The organism is Frigoribacterium sp. UYMn621 (assembly GCF_040549525.1).
Classification (GTDB): domain Bacteria; phylum Actinomycetota; class Actinomycetes; order Actinomycetales; family Microbacteriaceae; genus Lacisediminihabitans.
This window is the reverse complement of record NZ_JBEPTM010000013.1, coordinates 1-11,448: the sequence shown is the minus strand read 5'-3', so window position 1 is coordinate 11,448 and position 11,448 is coordinate 1. Positions and strand designations below refer to the sequence as shown.

The following is an 11,448-nucleotide window of genomic DNA, read 5'->3' as shown; positions in this document are numbered from 1 at the left end:
TCTTGCAATGGATGAGCCCCACGGAGAGACCCCGATCCACACCTCATTGTGAGTCGCCGAAGCATGGGCATGTCGAGTTTTTAACTGAATCGTCAGCAGTCCCTGGCGTGCGCCGCCTCCGTTGGCGTATGTGTCGGTCGTTGATTGGTAACGAGACTCACGCGGAACCGCTCCAGGCCGCGGGAACGATCGCCCACAAGACCTCACTCTGCGCGCCGCTGTCATTTCGCCATGTGTGTGGCTCCCGCCCAGCCAAAGTCACCGTGTCACCCTCCCTCAGGATGATCGACTGCTGCGGGTACATCAGGGTGAGTCCCCCAGAAATGATGTGCAGTACTTCCCGTTCGCAATTGATCGTGTAAAAGTCGTCACCGCCAGAGGCGCCTGGTTCCAGCACCGAACGCAACATCTGTACCGTGGACTCGCTCCGAGGGGTTAGAAGGCGTTCGAACGCGAGCGACCCGCCGAAGTTGATCCGGGGTGCATCTTCTAGATGGATGACCTCGTGGTCGGGAGCCGCGAAGAGCGATCCCAAAGGCAGGGACAATACCTGGCAAATGTTCACCAGGGTTGCGACACTCGGGGAGTTCTCGTCCCTCTCGATGCGACTGATGAAGCCCTTGGTCAAATCTGTGGCCTCGGCGAGCTTTGCGATCGTCAGCCCCTGCGCGAGGCGCGTCGCACGCAGTTTGGCGCCAATCAAGATCGGCGCCGATTGGGGTGACGGATTCACGGAGCGCATGAAGCCTGATTCTAGAGTCTGCTGAGAAAACGGGGCCCGGAGTTCAACCGTTGGCCCTCCATGCAACAAAGGTTGCCCTATACGGAACTTCGGGTCTAAAGTCCTCAGTACGCAGCCGACGAGCACCAGGAGGCAGGCCATGGCAGTCGGGCCACGAGATTCGAGTAAGACGCCACGGTGGGCAGGAAACGCTACCTTCGCGTTGCTTCCCCGACTCGACGAAGTTGCTCATGCTGACATCGTTGTCGTCGGTGTTCCCTTCGATAGTGGGGTGAGCTACCGGCCAGGTGCGCGCTTCGGCCCGAATCATGTGCGCGAGTCATCCCGGCTATTGCGGCCATACAATCAGGTCGCCCAAGTCTCGCCATTCGCAGACTTGCAGGTCGCCGACGCCGGCGATATCGCGGCGAATCCGTTCAGTATCGACGAGGCGGTCCGCGAAATCGAAGCACGCGCCGACGAACTCGGCGCCGACGGTACGCGTCTGATGACGATCGGCGGAGATCACACCATCGCTCTGCCACTGCTCCGCAGCGTCGTCAAGAAGCACGGGCCGGTCGCAGTCGTGCACTTCGACGCCCATCTCGATACTTGGGACACCTACTTCGGTGCGCCGATCACCCACGGCACTCCGTTCCGCCGCGCTTCCGAAGAGGGCCTGATCGACCGCACCGCGAGTCTGCATGTGGGAATCCGTGGACCGCTCTACGGTCGCAAAGATCTCGAAGACGACTCTAGGCTCGGCTTCGCGATCATCGGCGCGCACGAGGTCGAACGCGCAGGGCTGGCTTCCGCGATCGCACGCATGCATGCACGGCTGGGAGATGCGCCCGTTTACGTCTCGGTCGATATCGACGTTCTCGACCCGGCCCACGCTCCCGGCACAGGCACCCCGGAGGCGGGCGGACTGACCAGTCGCGAGTTACTCGAGTTCCTTCGTGCCCTGCGGGTGCATCGGATCGTCGGTGCCGACATCGTCGAGGTCTCGCCCGCCTATGACCATGCCCAGCTCACCGGGATTGCCGCGGCGCACGTGGCGTACGAATTGATCACTTCCATGGTGCCCTTCGAATAGGGGTGTCCCGATCCATGACGACGATGTCCTCCATCATTCCCCCTGCCGGCCAGCTCCGTCGGCTCGCGGCCGCAGTGCGAAGCGGACGAATCACGGCGCGAGCGCTGGTGGAGCGCTCCATTGAGCGCATGGAACTGCACCGTGAGCTCGGAGCGGTCGTGGCAGAGAGGCCGGATGAGGCGCTCGCGGAGGCCGATGCGATCGACGCGGCGGTCGCTCGCGGAGATGACCCAGGGCCGCTCGCGGGTCTGCCCCTGCTGGCGAAAGACAACGACGATGTGCAGGGACTTCGAACGACCCATGGTTCGCGGTGGTTCGCCGAGGCCGCCCCGGCGACGATCGACGGACTCGTCGTCGGTCGCCTGAAGGCAGCGGGCGCGATCGTGGTCGGCAAGACGAACGTGCCTGAGTTCTGCATCGAGGGGTTCACAGACAACCTCGTCTTCGGCCCTACATACAATCCGTGGAACCTGAGGCGCTCTCCCGGCGGATCCAGCGGCGGTTCGGCAGCGGCCCTCGCCGCCGGGATAGCACCCATAGCAACCGGAACCGACGGAGGCGGCTCGGTGCGTATACCGGCCGCATTCTGCGGACTCGTCGGTCTGAAACCGACGAACGGAACAATTGGTCGGCGGGTTGCACCCGACTGGATCGACTTTTCGACAGACGGACTGATGGCGACCTCGGTCGACAATCTGCGCATCCTGCTCGACATCACCGCGGGGCCGGTGGCGGGAGACCCGGTCGCCCTGCCGGTGCCGCTGCCCAATTCACAGCTGCCGACTCGGCTGATCATCGCCGAACGAACCGATGAACTCGGGCCTCTATCCGCCGAAGTTTCGAACGCGTTCCACGAAGCAGCCGGACGACTCGCTGGGGTGCTGGGAGCCGCGACCGAACTGCGCGAACCCGGCTTCTTCTTTCCGGGGTGGAGCCCAGACGAAGACTGGTTCGTCATCGCCGCCGCAGAGCACGCCTCGGTGTTCGGTCGCGAGCGTATCGAACGTGACGGCGGGATCCTGTCCCCGAGCACGCTCGAGTTTTTGACGAACGGCCTCGACGTGACGGCGGAGGAGTACCTCGCTGCACGACGACGACGTTTCGCCGCGGTCAGGTGCTTGGACGAGTTGCTCGGCACTGACGCAGCGCTGGTCACGCCGACGGTGGCCGCCAGCGGGTGGATGCCTGACGGTCGGCACAATGATCATTCGTCGGGCCTGCTCGGGGCCGAGGTGTATTCAACAGCGATCCAGAACGTCACCGGGCTTCCCGCGATCTCGCTCCCCGCCGGGCTACTTCCCGACGGTATGCCGTTCGGTCTGCAAGTGACAATGCCGCGGTGGACGGACCGGGCCCTTCTCGAGCTCGCCGCACTCTGGGAGCTGGCCTTCCCCTGGCCGTGCACCGCCCCGGGCTATGAGGAGTTCTGATGACCGACGCACGAGCGACACTGCAGAGCGACGAAGAAGGAATCCGTGTGACTCGGTATGACATGGACCCCGGATGCCGGATTCCTTGGCATCGCCACGAGCATCCCTACCTCGTAGTGCCACTGAGCGACGGTGTCTTCGACGTGGTAACGAGCGAACAGGTGACCCCTCAGCGCACCACCACCGGCGCCACGTACAGGCGCGAGGCCGGTGCGGAGCACGAACTCGTCAATGGTTCCACCCCGTATTCCTTCATCGAGATTGAGTTCACCCAGTAAGTAAAGGAGCAGATCATGTCCAGTTCCCCACCGTCCGGCACGACCGCCGGACCCATCATCGAACAGCACTCGATCGACTATGTTCCCTGGTCGGAGCGACGAGGGAAATTGTGGCACCAGGCGCCCTTCTGGTTCACCGGCAACTTCGTGCTGCCGACCATGGTCATCGGATTTCTCGGCCCCCAGCTCGGGCTCTCGGCCGGATTCTCATTCCTTGCCGTAGTGCTCGGCGCCTGCTTCGGCACCTTCTTCATGGCGTTCCATGCCAACCAAGGGCCTCGAATGGGACTGCCTCAGATGATCCAATCCCGAGCTCAGTTCGGAAGCCGTGGGGTGATCGTTCCGTTCCTCGCCACGGTTTTCGTCTACATCGGCTTCATGGTGTTCGATGTGATTCTGGCCACCCAAGGCATCGGGCTCATACTTCCCGAAGTGAAGTGGTTCTGGTACCCGCTCCTGACCGCACTGTCGATCATCATCGCTGTGGTGGGGCACGATCTACTGCACTTCGTTCAGCGGTGGCTGACCTACTTGCTTATCGCAGCGTTCGCAATCACCACTGTGTTGGCATTCACCACGCTTCCTGCGCCGACACCGGCCCATGCCGGAGGATGGGACCTAACCGCCTTCCTCATTCAGTTCTCGCTCGCCGCTGGATACAACATCAGCTACGCGGTCTACGTCTCGGACTACTCGCGCTACCTGCCCGCAAAGTCATCGGCACCCAAGCTCATTTTCTTCACCTATCTCGGTGCAGCCGGCTCGGCTGTCTGGCTGATGGGCCTTGGTTCTTTGCTCGCCAGCCGGATACCGAAGGTCGACGCGATCGCCTCCATCAAGCAAGTAGGCGATCAGCTGTTTCCCGGATTTGGCACGATTGTGATCCTGATATCTGCCCTGGCACTCATCTCGATCATGGGGGTAAACGCCTACGGGGCAATGCTCACCGGAGTGAGTGGGATCGACGCCTTCCGCAAGGTGAAAACGACCGTGCGAACGCGGGTGATCGGCTTGGTGGCCGTGGGAGTGGTGGTCGTGATCGTGGCACTTCTGATACCGGATAACTACCTGGGCAGCTTCAATAACTTCGTGCTGCTCATGCTGTATTTTCTCGTCCCTTGGACAGCGGTCAACCTGGTCGACTTCTACGCTGTACGACACGGAAAATACGCAATCACCGAGATCTTCAACCCCAAGGGCATTTACGGCCGATGGTCGTGGCGGGGACTTCTCGCCTACAGCATCGGTTTCGTTGCGATGATTCCGTTTTTTTCGCTCCCCGGCTTGTTCACTGGTCCGATTGCTGAAAGCGTGGGCGGGGCCGACTTCTCGTTCCTGGTCGGCCTTGTCCTCGCAGGAGGCCTGTATTTCCTGTTTTCCCGTGGACTCGACACTGCGGCGGAAGAGGAGGCCCGACGGGCGAGCCAGCTTGAGCTCGAAGGCGTCGACGCGGACTGAAGCTGGCGGCGGAGGGTCGTAACAACGTTTTGCAGCGACAGTGCTCGCCCGCGAAAAAGCGGGCGAGCACTGTCGCGAAAGCCGACCCTTCGAAATGTGGATACTGCCCTCGCCGGTGAGTCGCGCCGAAACGCTACGTGCCGGAGCAGCTCGGCGACAGGAATGAGCCACTCACGGTTGTGGATCGCCGCAGTACCCGTTTTCGCGCGGCAAGCACACGCCCGATTCGACTCGGAGACCGCGTCGGGGCCGATCAGATTCTTTACGTAACTTGCATTCTGGTTGGAGAGTAGCTGGACCACGCCTCAGCCGCCCGAAACTATCGCGTGCCGCCCTGACGGTACAGCCGTATTTGGGCCGACACGCTTGCGGGTCTACCGGGCAATATTGTGAGCGATTCGTTCGGCAGGTTCGCACAGGATGGGGCTGCCGTCGGTCTCGATCTGCTTGAGACAAGTCTCGATTTGCTTGAGAACTGACAAACGGTGTGCTTTATCAGGCCAAATGAGAATTTCACCCATTTGTGAGAGCGAGAGTTCCGGGGCGGATCGGGCCGGCGATCGATCCGATTTTCGCAGGCAATGTGAGAATTTCCCCCAGCCTAGGGCATAAGAAAAGGCGAGCACTGAGGGGTCTCGATGCTCGCCTTTACTTGGGTTACTCGGCTAGGAGCCGCCCTGCCGGTGGGCATTCGGTGCAGCCCTTGGACTCGTAGCGGTGAACGATTGACTGCTGCGTCTTGTGGTTGTTCCCGCATCGCCACCAGTATCGACCGACGCCGGCCTTCGTTTCGGCCGCGGTTCGCACGCCGTTCATGTAGGGGTGGAATTCGGGGGCGAGTGTCGGGTGGAGTGTGGCGATGTCGTTGCCGCCGGAGCGGAATGTGCGTCTGGTGCAGATGGGGCATCCGTACCCGTTGACTTTCCTCTCGATTCTTTGCTGGTAGGGATGGCCGTTCGGGCAGTCCCACCAGACTGAGAAGCGGGAGCCGTGGGTGAAGTCGCCGGGAAGGTTGTCTCCGTTGAGGGTCGGGTGCCACTGTTCGGCGATGTCGGGGTGTGTGATGGGAAGTCCGTCGCGGCTGCTGCGGGTGTCGAGCTTGATGCAGTCTGGGCATTTGCCTGCGGTCACGCGGTCGACGATGGCCATCGTTATGTGGTGTCCGTTCGGGCAGAGGAACGGTATCCACTTCTTGCTCCCGGCGGAGAACTTTGTGGGTGGGTCCTGTTCCAGCGCGGCGGGGTCCCAATCGGCTGTTGTCGCCGGGTGGGTGGTCGCGACGTCGTTGATGCCGGGCAAAATCAGCCGGTTGAGGCAGATAGGGCAGGTTGATTTGGCGTGGACCCTGTTCGATGGCGATGCGGGGTAGACGTGTCGTGAGTCGACGGGACACTGCCAGAAATAGTCGCGTCGGTCGCTGACGGCGATGTTCTCCGGCCGGGTTCCGCCGTTTTCCTTGATGGCGAGTTCCGCGCCGATTTTCGGGGCACGGGAGGCGAGGTCGTTCACTCCCGGCTGGATTTCTCGCCCGGTGCAGTATTGGCAGGCGGGAATTTTCTGGTCAATCACGTTGGTGCCTTTGAGTATCCGCGCGGTGTATTCGTGGCCGAACGGGCAGAGGTGCGTGGCGTAGACCTTCGTCGACCCGGGTGCTCGGGTGGTCTTGCGGTCACCTTGTTCTGGGAGGCCGAATCGCGCGGCTTGCTGTCCGGTGAAGGTGGCGACGGCAAGGTATTTGTGGAGTGGCTGCAGCGCGTCGGTCGTTGACCGGTACGTCTGGATGATGGTGGAGTCGACGGTCCAGTCGTGTGGCCAATGCGCCGTCGGCTCCGATTTTTCGGCGTCTCGGCTCAGGGCGTGGAAGGTGGGGCGGGCGTACAGCCAGAGCGCTCGGGCCACCTTGCTCGCCAGGATGGTGTCGTCAATCGGCCCCTGCATCGCCTTGGTGAGGAATGTGAACGATGCGGCGAAGGTGCGGGCGGGGTCGAAGAGACGGGTCTGGAAGTCACGCCGGGTGATGAGGCGGGCGATGCTCACGACCAGTGGGAACGTGGCCGCTGACGGGTGACCGTCATCGTTGCGGGAGACGGCTGTGGTGAGTAAGAGGAAGAGTCGAACGTCGAGGCGGCCGGAGCGTCGCAGCTTGTTGAAGGTGATGGCGGCCCGGACCATATTCTGGTCGACCGGGTGCTGCTGGCCGGGTAGGTCGGATAGGCCAATCCACCGCTGGTGGTGAATGCAGACGGGCGCGTCGAAGTGCGCGTGCTGTTGGATGTGCTCTCCGTGTGCGCACAGTGTGCACATCCACCGTTCGGTGAGGAGCTCGGCGCAGTGCTCGCAGGAGGTGCCATCCGGGTGGGTGAGCCAGCCGTGCGCGTCGGGGTTCAGACGGTCCAGCAACCGCCCGGTGAGCGCGCCGAGGAGCGAGAACCAGGCAACGAGGAGATTCCCTGCGGCTAATGCCGCGGATGCGTGGGCTTTCGTCAAAGCGCGGAGGTGGTCCAGGCCCAGCATGTTCGCCTGCATGATGCGGCGACTGTAACTGTCGGGCGTTTCCCGGTAGCGGGGTCGAACCGAGAACGGCAGCAGCCGAGGGCAGCGCGTTGAGAGGAGGGTCATGATTGGTGAGTCAGTCTTCGTCATTGAACTTCGCTCCGACCTTGGTTTTGCGAATTGCGTCGAAGGACGTCTCGGCAGCGAGGTCGAGTGTGCGCTTTGCAAGCTGGGCCCGGGTGATGTTCTCCGTGGTTTCGGCCGGGTCCAGAATGAGCGCGATGGCAGCGCCTCCGAGGAGCCGCCCCAGGCTTCCGATCGAGCCGCCGGTGCGAGCGAGGAGGTAGTCGCTGTCGCCGATGAGAGTCTTCACGTCCTGGTGGCGGAGCGGGAGTTCCCCCAGGTATGCGGTGACCAGTCGCTTCCACGCGACCTTGTCCTCGGGGTGGCTGAGGCTGTAGTGGCGCATGCCGAGGAGGGAGAAGCGGGCGCTCAGCTGTTGGCCGCGCGGACCGCTCAGCAGTTCTCCGCTTGTGAGGTTGATGCCGGCGTATACGAAGGTGGCGTGGACTTCGTTGTGGAGTTCCTTGAGGATGTCGACTGACTCTCCGTTGCTGGCGGACCGGCCGGAGAGGTTGTGCAGTTCGTCGATGACGACGAGCTTCGTGTTTGCTTGGCGCATCGCTTGAGCTACGCGCTTGCGAATGCTGTTCATGGTTTCGCGCGGCGACACCGGCAGGCCGAGAAAGTCGGCGAACGCGGTCATCAGGGACTTCCCGCGCGAACCGGCCGGCACCTCGACGAACACAATGGGGATGTACCCGAGCGTCTTGTGCTCAGGTACTTGGGCGGCGAACCGGTGGTAGACGTACTCCATGAGAGCTTCCAGAATCGTCGTCTTGCCGAGGGTGGAGTCCCCGTCGAGCATCAGGCCGACGTGTCCGGACTTCCGGAACGAGTTTTGGGCGAAGCACTCCTGGAGGCGGAGCTTCGCCTCCAGCAGGTGGGGCGTGCTGAGGAGCATCCGTCCGGAGATGAAGTCGATGCGCTCCGTGTCGTAGTCGATGCGCTCGTTGTCCGCCAGCGCTTGGTGCTCGGGCTCCGTGAGGGAGCTGAAGGTGTGTGAGGCCGATTCCGCCATGCGGGCCAAACCTTCTCGGGTGCGCGGGTTGGTGTCGAGATGGTCCTGGGCTTCGGTGGTGTCGAACAGGAGTTTCATGGGTCAGTCTTCCTCGGGGTTGAATGCGGTCGGGATGGCGGTGTCGGCGGTGTCGGGGACGGGCGGGGTGTAGGAGAAGGTGTCTTCCGCGACCTGGTGGAGGTCGACGCCCTGCCGGCGGGACTGTTCGGTGGCGATTTTGGCTCGCTCGTCCATGTCGACGGTGGGGTCGTCGAAGTGCGGTGCGAATGGGTCACGCCACAGCCTCCGCGGAGCATGAATCCACCCGTCGGGATGGCTGACCCAGACTTGGGACGCGTTGTAGGGGGCGACTTTGATTTCCCACTTGCCGTCGTGCGTGTGGATGTCTGAGCGGGTCTCTCGCAGGAAATGCAGTTCGGGCGAGTCGTAGACAAAGCCGTTGAGTTCGATGCCTTTCCGGCTGATTCGACGGTATTCGGACGGGAGGAACGCGATGTACTTTTCCCAGGTGAGGGGGACGTAGATGTTCATGTTCACGTCACTGGTGGCGTGATACTTCTGGTTCGGCGACAGTTCGATGGTCGGGTCCTCCCGGTCGAGGAGGCCCTTATGGGGTCTGTTCTGGTACTGGCTGATGACCCAGTCGTCAAAAAGCTCGAACACCGCATCTAGCGTGAGGATGTGACCGGAGTGTATGGCGTCGCCTCTCATGTCGGGGCTGCCGCCGACGTAGCCGGGCAGGTGCTGTGTCCACCCGGTGTTGATGGCCCTGAACACTCGCTCGACGTGTGGTTTCTGGGTGGGCCGGTGCGGGTTTGCGTGGGTGAGGTCGACCCCCATCTGCTTGGCAGCGCTGAGGAACACGTTGCTCCGGTAGTCGGCACCGTTGTCGGTCATTATGCGCTTGGCCTTGATGAACGGCATGGCTGCCTCGTGCGTGGCCCGTTCCTCTGCGGTCAGGAAGCTGTGCTCGGGGTAGTCCTCGATGACGAGCTGGCGAACTTGGTCCCGGTCGGGGCGGTTCTCACGCGGTGTCATCGACTGGATGAGCAGACTGGTCTGGTCAACACCTTTGGTCCCGGTGAGGCGGAAGGTGAAGCCGATGATGCTGCGCGTGGTGACGTCCATCATCAGGGACAGGAGCACTCGCCGGTACTTCGGTTTGCCCTTCTCATCAGTGCCGATGAAGACATCCAGGTCGAGGGTGTTGGTGTCGATTTGCACTTCCTCGCCCGGGGTCGCTCGAATGTTCTGGCGGTAGGTCGTATCCTGGCGGAGGGCCGCCGTTTCCCGCTGCCGGGCCGTGGACTTCGTCATCCCCTTGTCCTGAAGGCGGATGTAGCGGTAGAAGCTCGGGTCGGTCGGTATCGGTGTGTCCTTGCCGTAGGACCGCTCGATTTCGGCTTTGACGTTCGCGATGGTTCTGGAAATGGTGCCGGTCGACTGGTGTGTGTTCTGCTTCAGGACGTAATTGATGGAAGCCATGACTTCCTCACTGACCTGCGCGAAGAGCGTGTAGGTGCGCTTGACCCGACCGTCGACTATTCCTTCGGGGCCGTCCTCGGCGTACCGGCGGAGTTTCCGGTAGATGGTCGCCTGCGATGCCTTTATCTTCATCGCGACGAGTTCTTCGACCTTCGAGGCGACCCGGTCTCCCATCGGCCGGTCCAGGGCGTATTGGGGTCTCGGGTTCTTGAACGCGGGATGCAGCCCGGTGGTGAGCTCAGTCAGGTGGACCCTCCAGATGTCGACCGGTGCCTGCTGGGCCCGGGTGAGCCGGTCGTACGTCAGCCCGGAGACGGGCAGGGGGGTGGCGGTTCCGACCCTCCGGTTCGCGATTTGCGTGGCGGTGATGTCGAGGATTGTGCCGTCGACCAGGTGGCGGAAGCGGAGGAGCTGGCCGGTTCGTTCGAGGAATTGGTAGGGTCCGTCGTCGAGCTGGATGGTGTTGTGGAGATCAAGCGTCTCGGACATTGGAGTTCCTTTCAATGAGGGTTGAATAACCGAATCGGGTGGATAGGTCAGCCTGAAGCTGTCGCTTCCACACCATGTGGAAAATGCCGGTGTTCACGACCGGAAGGAGGAGGCCGCTCTCCATCACCACGCTGGAGATGGTCCGCGGGGTGTCGAGAAGCTCGATGATTCGCCGGGCGACAGCGTCGCTCGGTTTGTGGTCGGGACCGCGGAAGTTCCACAGGAACTTGACGTTCCGGGTGACTATCGGCGGCAGGCCGCTGAAGACCTCGTACCCCCATCCGACGGAGGCGCACACGTCGCGGGTCTTTCGAAACTGCTCAGCTGCTTTCGGAGTGATGGTCGCTGCGGGTTTGATGTCGTAGATCACCTGGCGGGAATCGGAGTGTAGGGCGATGACGTCGGGGAAGTGGTGGGTGCCGTCACCAAAGTCGATGCGCATCGGCTGCACGGCGACGGAGTCGATGTCGTGGAACATGTCCAGCCACATCAGGGCGAACCACTCGAACCGGGATTCGGTCCACAATTGCTGTCCGGTTTGTGAGAACAATGCGTGCCCGCGGTAGCTCGTCGAGTTGGTGTGCGAATTGCTTGTCCGGATAGGGATGGCTTCGACGAGAGCGTGGCGCAGCAGCCCGGGGTCGGCAATCTCGGACCGTTGTGTGCCGCGCGCGTCGATCCAGGTCAGGGTTGCAAGCTGCCTGGGATTGACGAGGACATCGTCGGAGATAGCGGTGGCGGGCACTGCTTCGAGAGTTGTTGGGGACTGCCCCCGGTTTGGTTGACTCCTGACCTGTGGAGATTCGTCTCCGCTGGAAGGATGTCACCATGCCCAAGCCCTACCCACTCGAGTTCCG

General features: G+C 62.3%; 9 protein-coding genes. 4 read left to right on the top strand and 5 right to left on the bottom strand.

Features of this window, described 5'->3' with window-relative positions:
- Window positions 1–157: 157 nt before the first annotated feature.
- The gene (locus ABIB54_RS15455) at window positions 158–742 is read right to left on the bottom strand and encodes a helix-turn-helix domain-containing protein (protein WP_354576410.1); all 585 of its coding nucleotides are present in this window, start codon (window positions 740–742) and stop codon (window positions 158–160) included.
- 139 nt (window positions 743–881) lie between these two features.
- Here ABIB54_RS15455 and speB point away from each other — a divergent pair, with 139 nt between their 5' ends.
- Genes speB through ABIB54_RS15435 form a run of 4 tightly spaced genes read left to right on the top strand, consistent with a single transcriptional unit; the run spans window position 882 to window position 4,983 of the window.
- Complete coding sequence (gene speB, locus ABIB54_RS15450; protein ID WP_354576409.1) at window positions 882–1,817, top strand: agmatinase; 936 nt, start codon at window positions 882–884, stop codon at window positions 1,815–1,817.
- 14 nt (window positions 1,818–1,831) lie between these two features.
- Entirely contained in the window at window positions 1,832–3,247 is a 1,416-nt protein-coding gene (locus tag ABIB54_RS15445) for an amidase (RefSeq protein ID WP_354576408.1), read from the top strand.
- Complete coding sequence (locus ABIB54_RS15440) at window positions 3,247–3,525, top strand: cupin domain-containing protein (protein ID WP_354576407.1); 279 nt, start codon at window positions 3,247–3,249, stop codon at window positions 3,523–3,525. The genes ABIB54_RS15445 and ABIB54_RS15440 overlap by 1 nt, the downstream gene beginning before the upstream one ends.
- Window positions 3,526–3,540: 15 nt before the next feature.
- Entirely contained in the window at window positions 3,541–4,983 is a 1,443-nt protein-coding gene (locus tag ABIB54_RS15435; RefSeq protein WP_354576406.1) for a purine-cytosine permease family protein, read from the top strand.
- A 657-nt stretch (window positions 4,984–5,640) separates the two neighbouring features.
- Here the strand turns inward: ABIB54_RS15435 and ABIB54_RS15430 are convergent.
- From ABIB54_RS15430 to ABIB54_RS15415, 4 genes are read right to left on the bottom strand one after another with little or no spacing between them, the layout of a single operon-like run.
- Window positions 5,641–7,602 (bottom strand): zinc-ribbon domain-containing protein, encoded by a 1,962-nt coding sequence (locus tag ABIB54_RS15430; RefSeq protein WP_354576404.1) that lies wholly within the window; start codon window positions 7,600–7,602, stop codon window positions 5,641–5,643.
- 10 nt (window positions 7,603–7,612) lie between these two features.
- Complete coding sequence (locus tag ABIB54_RS15425) at window positions 7,613–8,695, bottom strand: TniB family NTP-binding protein (RefSeq protein WP_354576403.1); 1,083 nt, start codon at window positions 8,693–8,695, stop codon at window positions 7,613–7,615.
- Between the two features lie 3 nt (window positions 8,696–8,698).
- The gene (locus tag ABIB54_RS15420) at window positions 8,699–10,591 is read right to left on the bottom strand and encodes a TnsB C-terminal domain-containing protein (RefSeq protein ID WP_354576402.1); all 1,893 of its coding nucleotides are present in this window, start codon (window positions 10,589–10,591) and stop codon (window positions 8,699–8,701) included.
- On the bottom strand, window positions 10,575–11,336 hold the full coding sequence (locus ABIB54_RS15415; protein ID WP_354576401.1) for a TnsA-like heteromeric transposase endonuclease subunit: 762 nt from the start codon (window positions 11,334–11,336) through the stop codon (window positions 10,575–10,577). Before ABIB54_RS15415 ends, ABIB54_RS15420 begins: the two co-directional genes overlap by 17 nt.
- Window positions 11,337–11,448: the final 112 nt, after the last annotated feature.

Excerpts from the sequence above, each read along its gene's own strand:
- ABIB54_RS15455 (WP_354576410.1), bottom strand. The coding sequence starts at position 742 with ATGCGCTCCGTGAATCCGTCACCCCAATCGGCGCCGATCTTGATTGGC.
- speB (WP_354576409.1), top strand. The coding sequence starts at position 882 with ATGGCAGTCGGGCCACGAGATTCGAGTAAGACGCCACGGTGGGCAGGA.
- ABIB54_RS15445 (WP_354576408.1), top strand. The coding sequence starts at position 1,832 with ATGACGACGATGTCCTCCATCATTCCCCCTGCCGGCCAGCTCCGTCGG.
- ABIB54_RS15440 (WP_354576407.1), top strand. The coding sequence starts at position 3,247 with ATGACCGACGCACGAGCGACACTGCAGAGCGACGAAGAAGGAATCCGT.
- ABIB54_RS15435 (WP_354576406.1), top strand. The coding sequence starts at position 3,541 with ATGTCCAGTTCCCCACCGTCCGGCACGACCGCCGGACCCATCATCGAA.
- ABIB54_RS15430 (WP_354576404.1), bottom strand. The coding sequence starts at position 7,602 with ATGACCCTCCTCTCAACGCGCTGCCCTCGGCTGCTGCCGTTCTCGGTT.
- ABIB54_RS15425 (WP_354576403.1), bottom strand. The coding sequence starts at position 8,695 with ATGAAACTCCTGTTCGACACCACCGAAGCCCAGGACCATCTCGACACC.
- ABIB54_RS15420 (WP_354576402.1), bottom strand. The coding sequence starts at position 10,591 with ATGTCCGAGACGCTTGATCTCCACAACACCATCCAGCTCGACGACGGA.